This window comes from Streptomyces sp. NPDC001634 (genome assembly GCF_040298185.1).
In the GTDB taxonomy this organism is placed as follows: Bacteria; Actinomycetota; Actinomycetes; order Streptomycetales; family Streptomycetaceae; genus Streptomyces.
Genome location: NZ_JBEOZU010000023.1, coordinates 85,930 through 105,479, shown reverse-complemented (window position 1 = coordinate 105,479; position 19,550 = coordinate 85,930). Strand labels below are relative to the sequence as shown.

The following is a 19,550-nucleotide window of genomic DNA, read 5'->3' as shown; positions in this document are numbered from 1 at the left end:
GGCGAACGAGCCGTCACAAGGGGTTCACAGAGGGGCCGGATAGCATCTGGCCCCGATGGACACCGAAGCACAGCACGTGGAGCGCGACTGCTCCTCCGACCCGCCCGAATCCGAGGAGATCTCGGACACAGGGGGTGCGGAGGGACGGTCGCGCTTCGCGTTGGTGTACCGGATCGCCGACTGGCTCCCCGGCGGGCGGATCACCCTGACCGTCCTGGTCTGTCTGCTGTTCCTCCTCACGCTCAGCACGTTTGTGATGCAGCCGTTCGACATCCCCAGCGGCTCGATGGAGCGCGGATTGAGGGTTGGGGACCGCGTGCTCGTAAATAAGTTGGCGTACCGTTTCGGATCGACGCCGCAGCGGGGAGACGTCGTGGTCTTCGACGGCACCGGGTATTTCGGGAACGCCGACTACGTCAAACGCGTCGTCGGTGTCGGCGGGGACCACGTGGTCTGCTGCGACAAGAAGGGGAGGCTCGAGGTGAACGGCCGGTCGGTCGACGAGTCGTCGTTTCTGTATCCCGGGGACAGCCCCTCCGACGTCTCCTTCGACGTCGTCGTGCCGGACGGCACGCTGTTCGTGCTCGGTGATCACCGCAGCGACTCCAGCGACTCCCGCGACCATCTGGGGTCGCCGGGCGGGGGCATGATCCCCGTGGGCGCCGTGATCGGCAGGGCCGACTGGGTGGCCTGGCCCTCCGCACACTGGCGGCACCTCACCCGTCCCGGCGCCTACGCGCGCGTGCACACCGCCGAAGGGGCGAACGAGCCGAAAAAGGCGGACGGTGCCCATGGGTAACCGCGGCAAACCGCGCGGCATGCCGGTCGACACCGCCGCCCAGAACCTCCTGCCCACCGGCTCGCGGCGCGCCGCAGGCAGCAGTGGCCCCACCGGACGCAGTCGCGCCGAGCGGCGCAAGCTCCAGCGCAAGGTCAAGCGCAAGAGGAGGCGGTCCGCGGTCAGGGAAATACCTCTCCTCGTCGGCGTCGCCGTTCTCATAGCGCTGGTCCTCAAGACCTTCCTCGTGCAGGCCTTCGTGATCCCGTCGGGCTCCATGGAGAACACGATCCAGGTCGGCGACCGTGTCCTCGTCGACAAGTTCACCCCGTGGTTCGGCTCCAAGCCGCAGCGCGGGGACGTCGTCGTCTTCAAGGACCCCGGCGACTGGCTCGCGGGCGAGAAGACGACCAAGAAGAACGACCCCGTCGTCATCAAGCAGATCAAGGAAGGGCTCACCTGGATCGGTCTGCTGCCGTCCGACAACGACAAGGACCTCATCAAGCGGGTCGTCGCGGTCGGTGGCGACACCGTCAAGTGCTGTGACACGCAAGGCCGCGTCACCGTCAACGGCATGCCTCTGAACGAGCCGTACATTCACCCGGGGAACAAACCTTCCGACTTCTCGTTCTCGGTGACAGTGCCTCCGGGCCGGCTGTGGGTCATGGGCGACCACCGCGCCAACTCCGCCGACTCGCGTTACCACCGTACGGAGGCGTACAGCGGTACGGTCTCCGAGACGTCCGTCGTCGGCCGCGCCATGGTGATCGCCTGGCCGCTGGGGCACTGGACGAGCCTGAAGGAGCCGGACACATACGCGTCCGTGCCGAGAGGGTCGACCACCGCACTCGGTCCGTCGCATAGGGTGGTCTCGACGGATCGATACGGATTGATCCCCCTCCCGAGCCCTGCGGAACTCCCGCTCGTTATGGGAGTGGTGGGCCTGCGTCGGCTGAGGCGCCGGCGCCGGTACGGAGTGAGGAGTGGACGTGGGGGATTTGGCGGTCGGCGCACGGTCCGGACACGAGGGTCCCGAAGAGAGGCCGCAGCGACCCGACGAGACGGCTGCCCCGGCCGCGGAGGACCACGCCGGCTCCGGGAGCGACTCCCCGGACGGCGGCGCCCAGGAGGGCGACGGACAGGGCTCCGGTCCGAAGAAGCAGCGCTCCTTCTGGAAGGAACTTCCGCTCCTCATCGGCATCGCACTGGTACTGGCGCTGCTGATCAAGACGTTCCTGGTGCAGGCGTTCTCCATTCCCTCGGACTCGATGCAGAACACCCTCCAGCAGGGTGACCGCGTCCTCGTCGACAAGCTGACCCCGTGGTTCGGCTCCGAGCCCTCGCGTGGTGAGGTCGTCGTCTTCCACGACCCGGACAACTGGCTGGCGGGCGAGCCCACCGCCAACCCGAACGCCCTCCAGACGGCCCTGAGCTGGATCGGCCTGATGCCGTCCGCGGAGGAGAAGGACCTCATCAAGCGGGTCGTCGGCGTCGCCGGCGACACCATCGAGTGCAAGGGCACCGGCCCGCTGATGGTCAACGGCAAGGCACTCAACGAGCCGTATGTGTACCCCGGCAACACCCCGTGCAGCGTCGACGACCAGGGCGGCCAGTTCAAGGTCACGGTTCCCCCGGGCAAAATCTGGGTCATGGGCGACCACCGGCAGAACTCGCTGGACTCCCGCTACCACCAGCAGGACAAGTACCAGGGCTTCGTACCCGTGGGGAACGTCGTGGGCCGCGCCATCGTGGTCGCCTGGCCGCCCACCCGCTGGAACACGCTGCCGATCCCGGACACCTTCGACCAGGGCCTGAGCGCGGCGGCCCCCGGAGCGCTCGGCCTGACGGGCGCGGTGCCGCTGGTGCTGTGGCGCAGGCGCCGGATCACCGCGCGCCTTACCGCCGGAAACCCGAGGGTTACTGGCAGCGGTACCGCCGGGTAGGGTGCCGTCCCAGATCGCCGATCTTCCGTGGCCCGGCAGCGGGCCACGGGGTCGATTCTCCGACCTGGGAGCACTGGGATGAGCAGGACTGGTCGTACGGAAGAGGGCCGCGGACGGCTCGGCAACACACTGTCGGGGCTGGCCGTGGCCCTCGGCTGTGTGCTCTTCCTCGGCGGGTTCGTCTGGGGCGCGATCGTCTACAAGCCGTACACCGTGCCCACCGACTCCATGTCGCCCACCATCGTCGCCGGTGACCGGGTACTCGCCCAGCGTGTCGACGGCGCCGACATCAAGCGGGGCGACGTCGTCGTCTTCCGGCAGAAGAGCTGGGGCGACATGCCCCTGGTCAAGAGGGTGGTGGCGGTCGGCGGGGACACGGTGGGCTGCTGCACCGACGGCAAGCTGACCGTCAACGGCAAGCAGATCCAGGAGTCGTACATCGCCAAGGGGCAGCCCGCCGAGTCGAAGACGATCCCGACCATCACCGTCCCCAAGGACCGGCTGTTCCTCCTCGGCGACGAGCGCAGCGGCTCCCTCGACTCCTCCGCCCATCTCACAGAGGCCTTCAGCGGCACGGTGCCGCGCAGCGCGGTGGACGCCCGTGTCGACGCCGTGGTGTGGCCGATGAACGGCATGCTGGCCCGCCCGACGGGCTTCGAGGCACTGGGCACTCTCTCCTCGCCCGGCCCCCTGCGGCTGATCTTCGGCGTGATCGTGGCGGGCGCGGTGCTGGTGCTGGGCGGCGGGGCGTACGGCCCGATCGCCAAGCTCGCGGGCCGCAAGCGCGCCTCCGCCGTACGGGGGACGGAGCCGGCCGGTGCCCGCTGAGGCGTCGTCGCCCTCACCGCCGTCCGGGGCCTCGTCCGAGTCGTACGAGGCCGCCGCCGGCGAGGCAGGCGTGCAGAACGCCCACGAAGGCGGTCTGCGCAAGGTGGCCCGGGTGGTGCTTCTCGATCCGCAGGACCGCATCCTGCTGCTGCACGGGCACGAGCCGGACGATCCGGCCGACGACTGGTGGTTCACGCCCGGCGGCGGTGTGGAGGGCGACGAGACGCGCGAGCAGGCCGCGCTGCGGGAACTGGCCGAGGAGACCGGCATCACTGATGTCGAGCTGGGCCCGGTGCTGTGGCAGCGCCAGTGCTCCTTCCCCTTCGCAGGCCGCCGCTGGGACCAGGACGAGTGGTACTACCTGGCCCGTACCACCACCCAGACGGCCACGGCCGCGCTGAGCCTGACGGACCTGGAAAAGCGCAGTGTCGCCGGAGCACGGTGGTGGACGTGCCGGGAACTGAGCGAAGCGCATGAGACGGTGTATCCGACGAGACTCGCCGAGCTGCTGCGCACGCTGCTCGACGAAGGTCCCCCGGCCAGGCCCGAGGTCCTCGACACCGAAATCGTCTAGGGGCTTACGGGACTGGCGCACAATGGTGGGATCGCACGGTTGAAGGGGAACATGCCATGAGCGCCGAGGACCTCGAAAAGTACGAGACCGAGATGGAGCTGAAGCTCTACCGGGAGTACCGCGATGTCGTCGGTCTGTTCAAATACGTGATCGAGACCGAACGGCGCTTCTACCTCACCAACGACTACGAGATGCAGGTGCACTCGGTCCAGGGCGAGGTGTTCTTCGAGGTGTCCATGGCGGACGCCTGGGTTTGGGACATGTACCGGCCCGCTCGTTTTGTGAAGCAGGTGCGGGTGCTGACGTTCAAGGACGTGAACATCGAGGAGCTGAACAAGAGCGATCTGGAGTTGCCGAGTGGGTGACGGGCACAGCCCGCACCCATGGGGGTGACGGGCACGGCCCCCACCCATGTGGGTGACGAAGTTGTCCACAACCGCCGGGTTCTCCACCAAGATCCACTCCGTGGAGCCGGATGCGTGACGGTTGGCGCCGGAGGTGGTGCCGACATGAACACACATCAGGCACGCAGTGCACTCGGCAGGTACGGCGAGGAACTGGCCGCCCGGCGTCTGACCGAAGCCGGGATGACGGTCCTGGAGCGCAACTGGCGCTGCGGCAGGAGCGGCGAGATCGACATCGTCGCCCAGGACAGTGACGTCCTGGTCGTCTGCGAGGTCAAGACCCGCCGAGGCGGCTGCTTCGAGCACCCGATGGCCGCCGTCACACCGGTGAAGGCAGACCGGCTGCGCAGCCTCGCCGAGCGCTGGATCCAGGCACACGGCGGGGCACCACCGGGCGGGGTGCGCATCGACGTGATCGGCGTCGTCCTGCCCGAACGCGGCGCCCCCGTGGTCGAGCACGTGCGGGGGGTGGCGTGATGGGCTTCGCGCGCACATGCTCCGTGGCGCTGGTCGGCGTCGAAGGCGTCGTGGTCGAGGTCCAGGCCGACCTCGAACCGGGCGTGGCGGCGTTCACGCTGGTGGGACTGCCCGACAAGAGCCTGACCGAAAGCCGCGACCGGGTGCGGGCGGCCGTGGTGAACTCGGGCGGCGAATGGCCGCAGAAGAAGCTCACGGTCGGGCTCAGCCCCGCATCCGTGCCGAAGGCCGGCAGCGGCTTCGACCTCGCCGTCGCCTGCGCGGTGCTGGGCGCCGCCGAACGGATCGATCCACGGGTGCTCGCCGACATCGTGATGATCGGCGAACTCGGGCTGGACGGCCGGGTGCGACCGGTGAGAGGCATCCTGCCGGCGGTCCTGGCCGCGGCGGACGCGGGCTACGAGCAGGTGGTCGTCCCGGAATGCGCCGCCGCCGAGGCCTCGCTGGTGCCCGGCATTTCCGTGCTGGGCGTCCGCAGCCTGCGCCAGCTGATCGCCGTCCTCGCGGACGAGCCCGTGCCCGACGAGGAACCGGACGAGGAAGGCCGCCCCGATCCGCTCCTCGCCGGTCTGCGGGTACCGGGCACCGGAGCCGCCACCGGGATGCACAGCCTGGGCGCCGCACAACACGACCAGGACCATGACCTCGCCGACGTCGTGGGCCAGATCTCGGCGCGCACAGCAATGGAGGTCGCCGCGGCCGGCGGGCACCACCTGTTCCTGGAGGGGCCGCCGGGAGCCGGAAAAACGATGCTCGCGGAACGGCTGCCCGCCATCCTGCCCAGGCTCGGCAGGCAGGAGTCACTGGAGGTCACGGCCGTGCACTCGGTGGCCGGCCTGCTGCCCCCGGGCAAACCCCTGATCGGCATCGCCCCCTACTGCGCCCCGCACCACTCGGCCACCATGCAGGCACTCGTCGGCGGCGGCCCCGGCGTCGCACGACCAGGCGCCGTGTCGCTCTCCCACCGGGGCGTCCTCTTCCTCGACGAAGCGCCCGAGTTCAGCAGCCACGCCCTGGACGCCCTGCGGCAGCCCCTGGAATCCGGGCATGTCGTGATCGCACGCAGCGCGGGTGTCGTGCGGTTCCCGGCGAGATTCCAGATGGTGCTCGCGGCCAACCCCTGCCCCTGCGGCCGCTTCTCACAGCGCGACACCCTGTGCGAGTGCCCGCCCTCCGCGATCCGCCGCTATCAGGCCCGGCTCTCCGGCCCGCTTCTGGACCGGGTCGACCTGCGCGTCGAGGTGGACCCCGTCACCCGCGCCGAACTCACCGGACGCGACGGTCCGGGCGAGTCCACCGCGATTGTCGCCGACCGGGTCCGCGAGGCCCGGGAAAGAGCGGCAGCACGCCTGGCAGGCACCCCATGGCGGACCAACAGCGAGATGCCCGGACGGGAACTGCGCAACCGCTGGCATGCGGCGAGCGGCGCGATGGACGAGGCCGAGCGCAACCTGGAGCGCGGCGTGCTGACCGCCCGCGGACTCGACCGTGTGCTGCGCGTCGCCTGGACCGTCGCGGACCTCGTGGGCCACGACCGGCCGGACGCGACGGACGTCGCCCTGGCACTGCACCTGCGCACCGGGATTCCCCGGGGCGTGCCGATGGCCATCGGGGCCCTGGCATGAACGGCGGCGGCGCCCCGGACGGTGACTGCCTCGCCCGGATCTTCCTCACCCGGGTCATCGAACCCGGGGACGAAACGGCAGGACGCTGGCTGCGCGAACGCGGGGCCGAGGAGGTGGCCGAGCGGCTGCGAGAGGGCGGGAAACCGCTGCCGGGGACGACGGACAAGCGGTGGGCCGGGCTGCGAGCGCGGGCCGAACGGGCCGATCCCGAGCGGGACTGGGCCGTCGCCCGGGAGGCAGGGGTGAGATTCGTCTGCCCCGGAGCGTCCGAGTGGCCCGCCCAGCTCGACCACCTGGGCGACACCCGGCCCATCGGGCTCTGGGTGCGCGGGCGGCCCAGTCTGCGGATGTGGGCCCTGAAATCCGTCGCGGTCGTCGGCGCGCGGGCCTGCACCGAATACGGGGCTCACGTGGCGGCCACACTGGCCACGGGTCTCTCGGAGCACGGCTGGGTGGTCGTCTCCGGCGGTGCCTACGGCGTGGACGGGGCCGCGCACCGGGGCACCCTCGCCGCCGGCGGCGCCACCGTCGCCGTACTCGCCTGCGGAGTGGACCGGCCCTACCCGCGCGGACACACCGAGTTGATCACCAGGATCGCGCACCAGGGGCTCGTCGTCGGAGAGTTACCACCCGGCGACCATCCGACGCCGAGCAGATTCATCCTCAGAAACCGTGTGATCGCGGCCCTCACCCTCGGCACCGTGGTCGTCGAGGCCGCCTACCGCAGCGGCGCCCTGGTCACGGCACGCGCGGCGCAGCGGCTCGGCCGGTACACGATGGGGGTGCCAGGACCGGTCACCAGCGCACTCTCGGCCGGCGTGCACGAACTGCTGCGCGGGGACGCCGTGCTCGTCTCCGACGCCGCGGACGTCGTCGAGCTGATCGGGGAGATCGGCGAGCTGGCCCCGGAACGGCGCGGGCCCGTGCTCCCGCGCGATCTGCTGGAGCCCGCCGCCGCCCGCGTGCTCGCCGCGCTGCCGGCCCGCGGTACGGCCGCGCCGGACGAGATCGCCCGCGGGGCGGGGACCTCGTACGACGACGCGGTCGCGAGACTGTACGAACTCCGATCACTTGGTTTCGTCGAACGACACGGCGACGGCTGGAAGTTGACACGCCAGGCGGTGATCGCCGTCCGACACGATCGTGGTTCGTGTTGACCGAGCGTGTTCGGCCGTCCGGGCGACCCCCGACAGCCTTGGCAATTCCCGTAGTTGACCGCTTCCGGTGGTCACACAGGGCTACGGACACGGCTCCGGCGGGACCCACGCCGCACCCGTTCGCGCACGGGTGATCCGCTGTCCTTCGCACACTGCGACACCACAGTCACGCTACGCTCACGGGGATTCCGACTCAGGCAGGCATCTCGACATCAGACCGACACCTCACCCAGCCAACCCCAGTTCACGGCAGAACGGCACAAGGCGACGAATGCCCCAGCACACCTCCGGGCCCGACCGGGCGGCGCTTCCCCCAGCCGCCCGTGACGGCGGCAGCGTGCGCCCGCCCGCTCCCTCGACGCTCGACGAGTTGTGGCGGTCGTACAAGGAGACGGGGGACGAACGGTTGCGGGAGCAGCTGATCCTGCACTACTCGCCGTTGGTGAAGTACGTGGCGGGGCGGGTGAGCGTGGGACTGCCGGCCAATGTGGAGCAGGCGGACTTCGTGTCGTCTGGGGTGTTCGGGCTGATCGACGCCATCGAGAAGTTCGACATCGACCGGGAGATCAAGTTCGAGACGTACGCGATCACGCGGATCCGGGGCGCGATGATCGACGAGCTGCGCGCGCTGGACTGGATCCCGCGGTCGGTGCGGCAGAAGGCGCGCAGCGTGGAGCGGGCTTACGCGACCCTGGAGGCGCGGCTGCGGCGGACGCCGTCCGAGGGGGAGGTCGCGGCGGAGATGGGGATTGGCGTGGAAGACCTCCACGCCGTCTTCAGCCAGCTCTCGCTGGCCAACGTCGTGGCGCTGGAGGAACTGCTGCATGTGGGGGGCGAGGGCGGCGAGCGGCTGAGCCTCATGGACACCCTCGAGGACACCGCGGCGGACAATCCGGTGGAGGTGGCCGAGGACCGGGAGCTGCGGCGGTTCCTGGCGCGGGCGATCAACACATTGCCCGCGCGGGAGAAGACCGTGGTCACCCTGTACTACTACGAGGGGCTCACCCTCGCCGAGATCGGCAATGTGCTGGGGGTGACCGAGAGCCGGGTGAGCCAGATCCATACGAAATCGGTACTGCAGCTGCGCGCCAAGCTGGCCGGATTCGGACGCTGACATGATGACGCGCACACCCCGGCGGGCGGAGTCCATGACCGGCGCACCTGGCGGGAGTGGCTCCCGTATGCCGCGGTCCGTCCGTACAGTGGTCGACGTGCCAAGGATTCGAGCGGCCTCCGTGGCCGAGCACCGGTCGATGCAGCGAGCCGCCCTGCTGGACGCGGCACGGTCCCTGCTGTCCGAGGGCGGTACCGAGGCCCTGACGTTCCCGGCCCTCGCCGAGCGAACGGGCCTGGCGCGGTCCTCCGTCTACGAGTACTTCCGTTCCCGCGCGGCCGTCGTCGAGGAGCTGTGCGCGGTCGACTTCCCCGTCTGGGCGGCGGAGGTCGAGGCGGCGATGGCCGCGGCGGACGGGCCCGAGGCGAAGATCGAGGCGTATGTGCGCCGACAGCTGGCCCTCGTCGGAGACCGGCGGCACCGTGCCGTGGTCGCCATCTCGGCGAGCGAACTGGACGCCGGGGCGCGCGAGAAGATCCGCGCGGCGCACGGCGGGCTCGTCGCCATGATCGTCGAGGCTCTCGGCGAGATGGGACACCACGAGCCACGGCTGGCGGCGATGCTGCTCCAGGGCGTGGTGGATGCGGCCGTGCGGCGGATCGAGCTTGGCGCCGCGGAGGATCCGGCCGCCATCACGGAGGCGGCGGTCGCGATGGCTCTTCGAGGCATCCGGGGCTGACCCCCTCCCCCTCCCCCCTCCCCTCCCCCTCCCGCCAACCCCACCCCAGCCCCCCCCCAGCCGAGCCCGAGCAACCCGGCTACGGCAACGGCACCCCGTCCACCGGCAGCAACCGGGACGGGCCCGCGCGCAGCAGCCACGGTGGCAGCACGGTCAGTGGGTTCAGATACGTCTCCCCTCTGCGCAGGCCCCAGTGCAGGCACGGGCCCGTGCAGTGGACGGTCGGCGGTTCCAGTACGCCCACTACCTCGCCCGGCTCCACCTCGTCGCCCTTCCGTACCGAGGCGCGTACGGGCTCGTACGTCGTACGCAGCGGCGGGTCGCCCGTGCCCGTCAGGTCGACGGAGACCACGCCCCGCCCTGCCACCCGGCCCGCGAAGATCACCCGGCCGGCCGCGACCGCCCGCACCGGATCGCCCGGAGCCGCCGCCAGGTCCACGCCCCGGTGGCCCGGGCCGTACGGAGTCGCCGGAGGCTCCCAGCCCCGTACGACCGCGGGACGGGCGCCCACCGGCCAGACCCGGGCGACGGCCGGCACCGGCGTGTCGGGGACCGGCGCCGGCGCCGTGGCCGAATATGTGCCTGCCGGCGCGCGCGCCCACGACACGGGAGCCGGCACGCTCACCGTCGTCATCAGCAGCACCGCAGGCCATGCCCGCACAGATCGTTTCGCTCGCATGGGAGAACGGTCCCGCAGACCGGGCGATCATGGCCGGGATCTGTGGACAACTGCCGGGTTGTGGACAGCGGCGTCACCCGCGGCCTCGCGGGTCCCGTACACTTCTTGTGGCGATCCGGGTCACCGGGTCGACTTCGCACGCCCCGATACCAGGCCCTTGCGTGGCCGGTGTCAGCGCTCCTCGGTCCTTTGCGGCACGGCGCATTGCGGGCGTCAGGCGCGAGTGCCATCCGGCGCCCGCGGCACAACCGAGAAAACTCAAGGAGAACGGCCATGGCCGTCGTCACGATGCGGGAGCTGCTGGAGAGCGGCGTCCACTTCGGTCACCAGACCCGTCGTTGGAACCCGAAGATGAAGCGCTTCATCTTCACCGAGCGCAACGGCATCTACATCATCGACCTGCTCCAGTCGCTGTCGTACATCGACCGCGCCTACGAGTTCGTCAAGGAGACCGTTGCCCACGGCGGCACGGTGATGTTCGTCGGCACGAAGAAGCAGGCGCAGGAGGCCATCGCCGAGCAGGCCACCCGTGTCGGCATGCCGTACGTCAACCAGCGCTGGCTGGGCGGTATGCTCACCAACTTCTCGACCGTCTACAAGCGTCTGCAGCGCCTCAAGGAGCTCGAGCAGATCGACTTCGAGGACGTCGCGTCCTCCGGTCTGACGAAGAAGGAGCTCCTGGTCCTCTCCCGTGAGAAGGCCAAGCTGGAGAAGACCCTCGGCGGTATCCGCGAGATGCAGAAGGTGCCGAGCGCCGTCTGGATCGTGGACACCAAGAAGGAGCACATCGCGGTCGGCGAGGCCCGGAAGCTCAACATCCCGGTCGTCGCCATCCTCGACACCAACTGTGACCCCGACGAGGTCGACTACAAGATCCCGGGCAACGACGACGCGATCCGCTCCGTCACCCTGCTCACCCGTGTGATCGCCGACGCCGTCGCCGAGGGCCTCATCGCCCGCTCCGGCGTCGCCGCCGAGGGCAAGGGCGAGAAGGCCGCGGGCGAGCCGCTCGCCGAGTGGGAGCGCGACCTGCTCGAGGGCGAGAAGAAGGCTGAGACCGAAGAGGCTGCGCCGGCCGCTGAGGCTCCGGCCGCGGAGGCCGTCGAGGCTCCGGCTGCCGAGGCCGCCGAGGCTCCGGCCGCCGAGGGCGAGCAGGCCTGACCCTCAGGGCCGTATGGCTGAAGTGACGGCGGGAGGCGCCGATCGCGCCACCCGCCGTTCACCCGCAGCCCTTAGATCTTCGTAGCCCGTAGATCTTTGGCGGCGGCCCGCTCAAGCCGCGGCCGCCGCCGACTTCGAGACTTCGAACTCCGAGAAGAGATTCACAGATCATGGCGAACTACACCGCCGCCGACGTCAAGAAGCTCCGTGAGCTCACCGGCGCCGGCATGATGGACTGCAAGAAGGCGCTGGACGAGGCCGAGGGCAACGTCGAGAAGGCCGTCGAGGCGCTCCGGATCAAGGGCCAGAAGGGCGTCGCCAAGCGCGAGGGCCGCTCCGCCGAGAACGGCGCCGTGGTCTCCATCATCGCCGACGACAACTCCTCCGGTGTCCTCGTCGAGCTGAAGTGCGAGACGGACTTCGTCGCCAAGGGCGAGAAGTTCCAGGCCGTTGCCAACGCGATCGCCGAGCACGTCGCCAAGACCTCCCCGGCCGACCTCGAGGCCCTGCTCGCCTCCGAGATCGAGGCCGGCAAGACCGTCCAGGCGTTCGTCGACGAGGCCAACGCCAACCTGGGCGAGAAGATCGTCCTGGACCGCTTCGCGCAGTTCGCCGACGGCTACGTGACCGCGTACATGCACCGCACGATGCCCGACCTGCCCCCGCAGATCGGTGTCCTCGTCGAGCTGGACAAGCCGAACGCCGAGGTCGCCAAGGGCATCGCCCAGCACATCGCCGCCTTCGCGCCGAAGTACCTCTCCAAGGAGGATGTCCCGGCCGAGGTCGTCGAGTCCGAGCGCCGTATCGCCGAGGAGACCACCCGCGCCGAGGGCAAGCCCGAGGCCGCGATCGCCAAGATCGTCGAGGGTCGCCTCAACGGCTTCTTCAAGGACGCCACGGTGCTCGGCCAGCCGTACGCGCTCGACAACAAGAAGTCCGTCCAGAAGGTTCTGGACGAGGCGGGTGTCACCCTGAAGCGCTTCACGCGTATCAAGGTCGGCATCTGAGTCCGTGCCGCGAGCGACGCTCGACCCCGATAGGGTCGAAGGCAGTCGTCCCGGTACGCCGTCACGCACGCGCGCGTGACGGACGACAGCAGATCTGACGAGGAGGCCATTGCCGAGCATGGGATGCGAACCACGCCCCACCGGCAATGGCCTTCTTCGTATGTGCACCACGAGGAGATCTCCATGACCACCAAGGCCGAGAAGAGCGACGACGGCAAAGTACGCGGCCGGTTTCTGCTGAAGCTGTCCGGAGAGGCGTTCTCCGGCGGCACCGGACTCGGCGTCGACCCGGACGTGGTGCATGCCATCGCGCGTGAGATCGCGGCCGTGGTGCGCGACGGATCCCAGATCGCCGTCGTCATCGGCGGCGGCAACTTCTTCCGCGGCGCCGAACTCCAGCAGCGCGGTATGGACCGGGCCCGGTCCGACTACATGGGCATGCTCGGTACGGTCATGAACTGCCTCGCCCTCCAGGACTTCCTGGAGAGGGAGGGCATCGACTCGCGCGTGCAGACCGCCATCACCATGGGCCAGGTCGCCGAGCCGTACATCCCGCTGCGTGCCGTGCGCCACCTGGAGAAGGGGCGCGTGGTCATCTTCGGCGCCGGTATGGGCATGCCGTACTTCTCCACCGACACGACCGCCGCCCAGCGGGCCCTGGAGATCGACGCCGAGGCACTGCTGATGGGTAAGAACGGCGTGGACGGGGTCTACGACTCGGACCCGAAGACCAACCCCGAGGCGGTCAAGTTCGACTCGCTCAGCTATGGCGAGGTCATCACCCGCGACCTCAAGGTCGCCGACATGACCGCGATCACGCTGTGCCGTGACAACAAGCTGCCCATCCTGGTCTTCGAGCTCCTGGCGGAGGGCAATATCGCACGGGCCGTGAAGGGTGAGAAGATCGGCACACTCGTGGGTGACCAAGGCAGCCGGGACTGACCGGACCGGCCCGTTCGGGGTGAACCCCGTCCGGGCGACGGACCCTGACCGGGGGATGGACAATGTTCTGTCGGTCCGGAACCGTGCAGGAAGAAGACGCGACGCAGCCGGCCCGCCCACGGATGCCGGGCCCACTCAAGACACGCAGGAGCAAGTGGTGATCGAAGAGACCCTCCTCGAGGCCGAGGAGAAGATGGAGAAGGCCGTCGTGGTCGCCAAGGAGGACTTCGCCGCGATCCGCACCGGTCGTGCGCACCCGGCGATGTTCAACAAGATCGTGGCCGACTACTACGGCGCACCGACGCCGATCAACCAGCTGGCCTCGTTCTCGGTGCCGGAGCCGCGCATGGCCGTGGTGACGCCGTTCGACAAGAGCGCGCTGCGCAACATCGAGCAGGCGATCCGCGACTCCGACCTGGGCGTCAACCCGAGCAATGACGGCAATATCATCCGGGTGGTGTTCCCCGAGCTCACGGAGGAGCGCCGTCGCGACTACATCAAGGTCGCCAAGGGCAAGGCCGAGGACGCCAGGGTCTCGATCCGCTCCGTGCGGCGCAAGGCCAAGGACGCCATCGACAAGCTGATCAAGGACGGCGAGGTCGGCGAGGACGAGGGCCGCCGTGCGGAGAAGGAGCTCGACGACACCACCGCGAAGTACGTCGCGCAGGTCGACGAGTTGCTCAAGCACAAGGAAGCGGAACTGCTCGAGGTCTGATGAACGAATCTTCCTGGGGGGCGCCGCCACAGCCCGGGTACTGGGGGCCCACCGACCAGGGGCCTGTCCAGGGGGCCGGCCCGGCGGGTCCCGCGTACGATGCGCATGACGCCCAGCAGACTCGCCCCATGCCCATCGTGCCCGATGTGCCCGCACGAGGCGGAGACCAGGATGACGACCATGGGGCCGCTCGGCTGAGCGGCCCCATGGTCCGCGACGAGACGCCGCAGGCGTCGCCCCACTGGGCGGCGTCGCAGAATCCGGAGCCCATGCCCGACGCCCCGCAGCCGGCGGCCGCACCGCAGAAGAAGAGCGCGGGCCGCGACCTGGGCGCGGCCATAGGGGTCGGCGTCGGGCTCGGCGTCGTGATCGTTGCGTCGTTGTTCATCGTCAAGGCCGTGTTCGTCGGTGTCGTAGCGGTCGCCGTCGTGGTGGGCCTGTGGGAGCTGACGAAGCGGCTGGAGGAGCGCAAGGGCATCAAGGTGCCCCTCGTGCCGCTGGCGGTCGGCGGCGCGGCGATGATCGTCGCCGGGTATGTGCGGGGTGCCGAGGGCGCCTGGGTGGCGATGGCACTGACCGCGCTCGCGGTCCTGGTCTGGCGTATGACGGAGCCGCCCGACGGCTATCTCAAGGACGTCACGGCGGGGCTCTTCGCGGCCTTCTACGTGCCGTTCCTGGCCACGTTCGTCTCCATGATGCTGACGGCCGAGGACGGCCCGCGGCGCGTGCTGACCTTCCTGCTGCTGACGGTTGTGAGCGACACGGGCGCGTACGCGATCGGCTGGCGCTTCGGCAAGCACAAGCTCGCCCCGCGCATCAGCCCCGGCAAGACTCGCGAGGGCCTGATCGGGGCGGTCACCTTCGCCATGGCGGCGGGCGCGCTGTGCATGCAGTTCCTGATCGACGGCGGCTCGTGGTGGCAGGGGCTCCTGCTGGGCCTCGCGGTCGCGGCCAGCGCCACGCTCGGCGACCTCGGCGAGTCCATGATCAAGCGTGACCTGGGCATCAAGGACATGGGCACTCTGCTGCCGGGACACGGCGGCATCATGGACCGCCTGGACTCGCTGCTGCCGACTGCGCCGGTGGTGTGGCTGCTGATGGTGTTGTTCGTCGGGTCCGCGTGAGCCTGTGCTCATCGAGCCCCCTTCCCGGCCGGGAAGGGGGCTCACTGCGTTTGCGGCCGGCTCCTGCCGCTGGGCCTCCTGGAGACTCCGTTGATCACGAGAGCGGGTGCAAGGCCCCATCGGCTGGGCCGTCCGTGGGCCGCCCGGGGGCGATCGGTGACGCCGAGTGACGACCACGGGCGACAGCTGTCCGGATCGACGGCCGCAGGTCACCCGATTGGATCTGCGACACTTGTTGGGCCATGCCTAAGCCCGGAGAACTCACTTTCGTCGCGCCGCGCGGAGCCAAGAAGCCGCCGCGGCATCTTGCCGATCTCACGCCCGCCGAGCGCAAGGACGCAGTCGCCGCGATCGGTGAGAAGCCGTTTCGCGCCAAGCAGCTCGCGCAGCACTACTTCGCGCGGTACGCGCACGATCCGGAGCAGTGGACCGACATCCCCGCCTCCTCGCGTGCCAGGCTCCAAGAGGCGCTCTTCCCGGAGCTGATGACGGTCGTACGGCATCTGTCGACCGACCAGGGCACGACCCGCAAGACGCTGTGGCGGCTGTTCGACGGGACGCTCGTCGAGTCCGTGCTCATGCGTTATCCCGACCGGGTCACCATGTGCATCAGCTCGCAGGCGGGCTGCGGCATGAACTGCCCCTTCTGCGCCACCGGTCAGGCCGGCCTCGACCGCAATCTGTCCACGGCCGAGATCGTGCACCAGATCGTGGACGGTATGCGGGCGCTCCGTGACGGTGAGATTCCCGGCGGTGCCGCGCGGCTGTCCAACATCGTCTTCATGGGCATGGGCGAGCCCCTCGCCAACTACCGGCGCGTCGTGGGTGCCATCCGGGCCCTCACCGACCCCGCGCCGGACGGACTCGGGCTCTCGCAGCGCGGGATCACCGTGTCGACGGTCGGGCTGGTGCCTGCCATCCACCGCTTCGCCGACGAGGGGTTCAAGTGCCGCCTCGCCATCTCCCTGCACGCGCCGGACGACGAGCTGCGCGACACCCTCGTGCCCGTCAACACGCGATGGAAGGTACGCGAGGTCCTCGACGCCGGTTTCGAGTACGTCGAGAAGTCCGGGCGGCGGCTGTCGATCGAGTACGCGCTGATCCGGGACATCAACGACCAGGCGTGGCGCGGCGACCGGCTCGGCCGGCTGCTCAAGGGCAAGCCCGTGCACGTCAACCTGATCCCGCTGAACCCGACGCCCGGCTCCAAGTGGACCGCCTCGCGGCCCGAGGACGAGAAGGCGTTCGTCGAGGCGATCGCCGCCCATGGGGTGCCGGTGACCATCCGGGACACCCGTGGCCAGGAGATCGACGGAGCGTGCGGGCAGCTGGCGGCGGGCGAGCGCTAGGGCGGTAGTCTGAGCCCGGTCAGTACATCTTCATATTCCGACAGGGGAGCGCCACAGCGCTGAGAGTGCGGGAGAGCCCGCAGACCCTCTGAACCTCGCCCAGGTCATTCTGGGTAGGAAGTTCGGTCTCAACTCAAGCTGTTGCGCCCTGCCCGGAACCTTTCGAGGCTTCCGGGCAGGGCCGCGTCTCTTCCTGGTCACCCCCAGGAGGAATTCAGTGAGCATCACAGGTAAGCAGTTCGCGGCCGTGGTCGTCGGGCTGGGCATCGTCACGTTGTCCGCGTGCGGGTCGTCCGGCTCCACGAGCGGGAGCGGCGGCGACTCCAAGACCGTGACCCTCGTCAGCCACGACTCGTGGGCCGCCTCCAAGAACGTCATCTCGGCGTTCGAGAAGCAGTCCGGATACACCGTCAGGGTCCTCAAGGACGGTGACGCGGGCCAGGCCGTCAACAAGGCGATCCTCACCAAGGACAACCCGCAGGGCGACGTCTTCTTCGGTGTCGACAACACGCTGCTGTCGCGGGCTCTCGACAACGGGCTGTTCCAGCCGTACGAGGCCAAGGGCCTCGACCAGGTCGGTGCGCAGTACCAGCTCGACAAGGACAAGCACAGGGTCACGCCGATCGACTACGGCGACATCTGCGTCAACTACGACAAGAAGTACTTCGCCGACCACAAGCTGACCCCGCCGGCTTCCTTCGACGACCTCATCAAGCCCGCGTACAAGAACCTGCTCGTCACCGAGAACGCCGCCACGTCCTCGCCCGGCCTCGGCTTCCTGCTCGGCTCCGCCGCGAAGTACGGGGATGGGGGCACCTCCCGCTCGAGCGAAGCCGGGAGTGGGGGAGGCTGGCAGGGCTACTGGAAGAAGCTCAAGGCCAACGGCGTGAAGGTGGTCGACGGCTGGGAGCAGGCGTACAACCAGGAGTTCTCCGGTTCCGCCGGCGGCAGGAAGGCCAAGGGCGACCGGCCCCTCGTCGTCTCGTACGCCTCCTCGCCGCCGGCCGAGGTCATCTACGCCCAGCCGCAGCCGAAGACAGCGCCGACCGGTGTCGCGACCGGCACCTGCTTCCGCCAGATCGAGTTCGCGGGCCTGCTGAGCAACGCGCACAACACCAAGGGCGCGAAGGCCTTCATCGACTTCCTGATCACCAGGCAGTTCCAGGAGGACATGCCGCTCAACATGTTCGTCTACCCGGTGGTCCAGGGCGCCAAGGTGCCCGCCGAGTTCACCGAGTACGGGCCTGCGGCCAAGGACCCCGAGACGATGGCACCCACGAAGATCGCCGCCAACCGTGACCCGTGGGTCAAGTCGTGGACGTCACTCGTACTGAAGTAGAGCCCCGGGGCTCCACAAGAGTCTTCCGGGGCAACGCGGCGCGGCTCGGCCTCATGGCCCTGCCCGTCGCGTTCTTCGCGGTCTTCTTCGCCTACCCCGTCGCCGCGATCGTCGCCCGTGGTCTCCACGTCGACGGGGTATGGCGCATCGGGCGCCTCGCGGACGTCCTCACGCAGCCCGGCATCCGGCACGTGCTGTGGTTCACGACCTGGCAGGCGCTCGCCTCGACCGCGCTCACGCTGCTGGTCGCGCTCCCCGGCGCCTATGTCTTCGCGCGCTACGACTTCCCGGGCAAGCAGGTGCTGCGCGCGGTCGTCACCGTCCCGTTCGTGCTGCCCACAGTCGTCGTCGGCACGGCCTTCCTGGCGCTCGTCGGGCGCGGCGGACTCCTCGACGACCTGTGGGGCGTACGGCTCGACACGACCGTGTGGGCGATTCTGCTCGCCCACGTCTTCTTCAACTACGCGGTCGTCGTCCGCACGGTCGGAGGCCTGTGGGCGCAGCTGGACCCGCGCCAGGAGGAGGCGGCGCGTGTGCTCGGCGCCTCCCGTCTCGGGGCTTGGCGGAAGGTGACGCTGCCCGCGCTGAGCCCGGCCGTGGCCGCCGCCGCGCTGATGGTGTTCCTCTTCACCTTCACCTCGTTCGGTGTGGTGCAGATCCTCGGCGGCCCCACCTTCTCCACGCTGGAGGTCGAGATCTACCGGCAGACCTCGGAGATCTTCGACCTGTCCACGGCCGCCGTGCTGACGATCGTCCAGTTCGCGGCGGTGGGCGCGATCCTCGTCGTGCACGCCTGGACCGTTCGCCGCCGCGAGAGCGCGCTTCGGCTGGTGGACGCGTCCCGCACGGCACGCAGGCCGCGCGGGGCGGGCCAGTGGGCGCTGCTCGGCTCGGTCCTCGCAACCGTCGCCGTCCTGCTCGTACTGCCGCTCGCCGTGCTCGTCCAACGCTCGCTCGACGCGCCCGGGTTCGCCTACTACAAGGCGCTGACGCACGCCGACGGCGGGACCTTCCTCGTCCCGCCGATCGACGCGGTCGGCAATTCGCTCCAGTACGCCGTCGCCGCCACGGTCATCGCCGTCGTGATCGGCGGCCTCGCCGCCGCGGCCCTCGCCCGCAGGGACGCCGGCCGTCTCGTACGGGGCTTCGACGCACTGCTCATGCTGCCGCTCGGCGTGTCCGCCGTGACCGTCGGCTTCGGGTTCCTGATCGCCCTCGACAAGCCGCCACTCGACCTGCGCGCGTCGTGGATCCTGGTGCCGCTGGCGCAGGCGCTGGTGGGCGCCCCCTTCGTCGTACGCACCATGCTGCCCGTGCTGCGAGCCGTGGACGAGCGGCTGCGGGAGGCGGCCGCCGTGCTCGGGGCGTCGCCGTGGCGGGTGTGGCGGGAGGTCGACCTGCCGATCGTGCGGCGGGCGCTGCTGATCGCCGCCGGGTTCGCGTTCGCCGTGTCGCTGGGCGAGTTCGGGGCGACCGTGTTCATCGCCCGGCCCGACAACCCGACGCTGCCGGTCGCGGTGGCGCGGCTGCTCGGTCGGGCCGGTGACCTCAACTACGGCCAGGCGATGGCCCTGTCGACGATTCTGATGGTGGTGTGCGCGGTGGCGCTGCTGGTCCTGGAACGGCTGCGGACGGATCGGACGGGGGAGTTCTGA

At 69.8% G+C, this 19,550-nt stretch carries 19 protein-coding genes and 1 pseudogene; 19 read left to right on the top strand and 1 reads right to left on the bottom strand.

Annotated features, from left to right (window positions below; translation table 11 throughout):
• The first annotated feature begins 55 nt into the window (after positions 1-55).
• The 11 genes and pseudogenes from lepB (ABT186_RS17795) (at position 56) to ABT186_RS17745 (ending at position 9,579) form a co-directional block, all read left to right on the top strand.
• On the top strand, positions 56-799 hold the full coding sequence (lepB, locus tag ABT186_RS17795; protein WP_351925707.1) for a signal peptidase I: 744 nt from the start codon (positions 56-58) through the stop codon (positions 797-799).
• Positions 792-1,880, top strand: a pseudogene (gene lepB, locus ABT186_RS17790) (signal peptidase I); the annotation flags it as partial. The gene lepB (ABT186_RS17795) and the pseudogene lepB (ABT186_RS17790), both read left to right, overlap by 8 nt.
• Complete coding sequence (lepB, locus tag ABT186_RS17785; RefSeq protein ID WP_351223922.1) at positions 1,768-2,721, top strand: signal peptidase I; 954 nt, start codon at positions 1,768-1,770, stop codon at positions 2,719-2,721. The pseudogene lepB (ABT186_RS17790) and the gene lepB (ABT186_RS17785), both read left to right, overlap by 113 nt.
• A 78-nt stretch (positions 2,722-2,799) precedes the next feature.
• Entirely contained in the window at positions 2,800-3,549 is a 750-nt protein-coding gene (gene lepB / locus ABT186_RS17780; RefSeq protein ID WP_351223924.1) for a signal peptidase I, read from the top strand.
• Positions 3,550-3,619: 70 nt separating this feature from the next.
• Positions 3,620-4,123 carry an NUDIX hydrolase gene (locus ABT186_RS17775; RefSeq protein WP_351223990.1) on the top strand — a complete coding sequence of 168 codons (504 nt, stop codon included), beginning with the start codon at positions 3,620-3,622 and terminating at the stop codon, positions 4,121-4,123.
• 56 nt (positions 4,124-4,179) lie between these two features.
• Positions 4,180-4,488, top strand: coding sequence for a DUF2469 domain-containing protein (locus ABT186_RS17770; RefSeq protein ID WP_003993268.1), 309 nt, complete (start codon positions 4,180-4,182; stop codon positions 4,486-4,488).
• 114 nt (positions 4,489-4,602) lie between these two features.
• Positions 4,603-5,004, top strand: a complete 402-nt coding sequence (locus tag ABT186_RS17765; RefSeq protein WP_351925705.1) for a YraN family protein — start codon at positions 4,603-4,605, stop codon at positions 5,002-5,004.
• The gene (locus tag ABT186_RS17760) at positions 5,004-6,629 is read left to right on the top strand and encodes a YifB family Mg chelatase-like AAA ATPase (protein WP_351223928.1); all 1,626 of its coding nucleotides are present in this window, start codon (positions 5,004-5,006) and stop codon (positions 6,627-6,629) included. Before ABT186_RS17765 ends, ABT186_RS17760 begins: the two co-directional genes overlap by 1 nt.
• Entirely contained in the window at positions 6,626-7,786 is a 1,161-nt protein-coding gene (gene dprA, locus ABT186_RS17755; protein WP_351925703.1) for a DNA-processing protein DprA, read from the top strand. Before ABT186_RS17760 ends, dprA begins: the two co-directional genes overlap by 4 nt.
• Positions 7,787-8,057: 271 nt before the next feature.
• Complete coding sequence (gene whiG / locus ABT186_RS17750) at positions 8,058-8,900, top strand: RNA polymerase sigma factor WhiG (RefSeq protein WP_351223932.1); 843 nt, start codon at positions 8,058-8,060, stop codon at positions 8,898-8,900.
• Positions 8,901-9,021: 121 nt separating this feature from the next.
• A complete protein-coding gene (locus tag ABT186_RS17745) occupies positions 9,022-9,579 on the top strand; it encodes a TetR/AcrR family transcriptional regulator (RefSeq protein ID WP_351223992.1) in 558 nt (185 codons plus the stop codon).
• Positions 9,580-9,658: 79 nt separating this feature from the next.
• Here the strand turns inward: ABT186_RS17745 and ABT186_RS17740 are convergent, their stop codons facing one another.
• Positions 9,659-10,258: a M23 family metallopeptidase gene (locus tag ABT186_RS17740; protein WP_351925701.1), complete on the bottom strand. Its 600-nt coding sequence runs from the start codon at positions 10,256-10,258 to the stop codon at positions 9,659-9,661.
• 273 nt (positions 10,259-10,531) lie between these two features.
• On the opposite strand from ABT186_RS17740, the gene rpsB reads away from it, so the two are divergent.
• The 8 genes from rpsB to ABT186_RS17700 all read left to right on the top strand — a co-directional run bounded on the left by rpsB (position 10,532) and on the right by ABT186_RS17700 (position 19,550).
• Positions 10,532-11,419 carry a 30S ribosomal protein S2 gene (gene rpsB / locus ABT186_RS17735; RefSeq protein ID WP_351223936.1) on the top strand — a complete coding sequence of 296 codons (888 nt, stop codon included), beginning with the start codon at positions 10,532-10,534 and terminating at the stop codon, positions 11,417-11,419.
• Between the two features lie 170 nt (positions 11,420-11,589).
• Positions 11,590-12,426 carry a translation elongation factor Ts gene (gene tsf / locus ABT186_RS17730; protein ID WP_351223938.1) on the top strand — a complete coding sequence of 279 codons (837 nt, stop codon included), beginning with the start codon at positions 11,590-11,592 and terminating at the stop codon, positions 12,424-12,426.
• Positions 12,427-12,609: 183 nt separating this feature from the next.
• Entirely contained in the window at positions 12,610-13,368 is a 759-nt protein-coding gene (pyrH, locus tag ABT186_RS17725; RefSeq protein WP_351223940.1) for a UMP kinase, read from the top strand.
• Between the two features lie 157 nt (positions 13,369-13,525).
• Positions 13,526-14,083 (top strand): ribosome recycling factor, encoded by a 558-nt coding sequence (frr, locus tag ABT186_RS17720; RefSeq protein WP_067041614.1) that lies wholly within the window; start codon positions 13,526-13,528, stop codon positions 14,081-14,083.
• Positions 14,083-15,207 carry a phosphatidate cytidylyltransferase gene (locus tag ABT186_RS17715; protein ID WP_351223942.1) on the top strand — a complete coding sequence of 375 codons (1,125 nt, stop codon included), beginning with the start codon at positions 14,083-14,085 and terminating at the stop codon, positions 15,205-15,207. Before frr ends, ABT186_RS17715 begins: the two co-directional genes overlap by 1 nt.
• Positions 15,208-15,449: 242 nt before the next feature.
• Positions 15,450-16,556, top strand: a complete 1,107-nt coding sequence (rlmN, locus tag ABT186_RS17710; RefSeq protein ID WP_351925699.1) for a dual-specificity RNA methyltransferase RlmN — start codon at positions 15,450-15,452, stop codon at positions 16,554-16,556.
• A gap of 217 nt (positions 16,557-16,773) precedes the next feature.
• The gene (locus ABT186_RS17705) at positions 16,774-17,895 is read left to right on the top strand and encodes a thiamine ABC transporter substrate-binding protein (protein ID WP_502973234.1); all 1,122 of its coding nucleotides are present in this window, start codon (positions 16,774-16,776) and stop codon (positions 17,893-17,895) included.
• Positions 17,896-17,948: 53 nt separating this feature from the next.
• Positions 17,949-19,550 carry an ABC transporter permease gene (locus ABT186_RS17700; RefSeq protein ID WP_351223946.1) on the top strand — a complete coding sequence of 534 codons (1,602 nt, stop codon included), beginning with the start codon at positions 17,949-17,951 and terminating at the stop codon, positions 19,548-19,550.

What these genes read in the sequence shown, in the direction of transcription:
- pyrH (WP_351223940.1), top strand. Translation starts at nt 12,610, where the DNA reads ATGACCACCAAGGCCGAGAAGAGCGACGACGGCAAAGTACGCGGCCGG.
- ABT186_RS17740 (WP_351925701.1), bottom strand. Translation starts at nt 10,258, where the DNA reads ATGCGAGCGAAACGATCTGTGCGGGCATGGCCTGCGGTGCTGCTGATG.
- ABT186_RS17715 (WP_351223942.1), top strand. Translation starts at nt 14,083, where the DNA reads ATGAACGAATCTTCCTGGGGGGCGCCGCCACAGCCCGGGTACTGGGGG.
- rlmN (WP_351925699.1), top strand. Translation starts at nt 15,450, where the DNA reads ATGCCTAAGCCCGGAGAACTCACTTTCGTCGCGCCGCGCGGAGCCAAG.
- rpsB (WP_351223936.1), top strand. Translation starts at nt 10,532, where the DNA reads ATGGCCGTCGTCACGATGCGGGAGCTGCTGGAGAGCGGCGTCCACTTC.
- dprA (WP_351925703.1), top strand. Translation starts at nt 6,626, where the DNA reads ATGAACGGCGGCGGCGCCCCGGACGGTGACTGCCTCGCCCGGATCTTC.
- tsf (WP_351223938.1), top strand. Translation starts at nt 11,590, where the DNA reads ATGGCGAACTACACCGCCGCCGACGTCAAGAAGCTCCGTGAGCTCACC.
- ABT186_RS17700 (WP_351223946.1), top strand. Translation starts at nt 17,949, where the DNA reads ATGGCCCTGCCCGTCGCGTTCTTCGCGGTCTTCTTCGCCTACCCCGTC.
- lepB (WP_351223924.1), top strand. Translation starts at nt 2,800, where the DNA reads ATGAGCAGGACTGGTCGTACGGAAGAGGGCCGCGGACGGCTCGGCAAC.
- ABT186_RS17760 (WP_351223928.1), top strand. Translation starts at nt 5,004, where the DNA reads ATGGGCTTCGCGCGCACATGCTCCGTGGCGCTGGTCGGCGTCGAAGGC.
- lepB (WP_351925707.1), top strand. Translation starts at nt 56, where the DNA reads ATGGACACCGAAGCACAGCACGTGGAGCGCGACTGCTCCTCCGACCCG.
- whiG (WP_351223932.1), top strand. Translation starts at nt 8,058, where the DNA reads ATGCCCCAGCACACCTCCGGGCCCGACCGGGCGGCGCTTCCCCCAGCC.
- ABT186_RS17770 (WP_003993268.1), top strand. Translation starts at nt 4,180, where the DNA reads ATGAGCGCCGAGGACCTCGAAAAGTACGAGACCGAGATGGAGCTGAAG.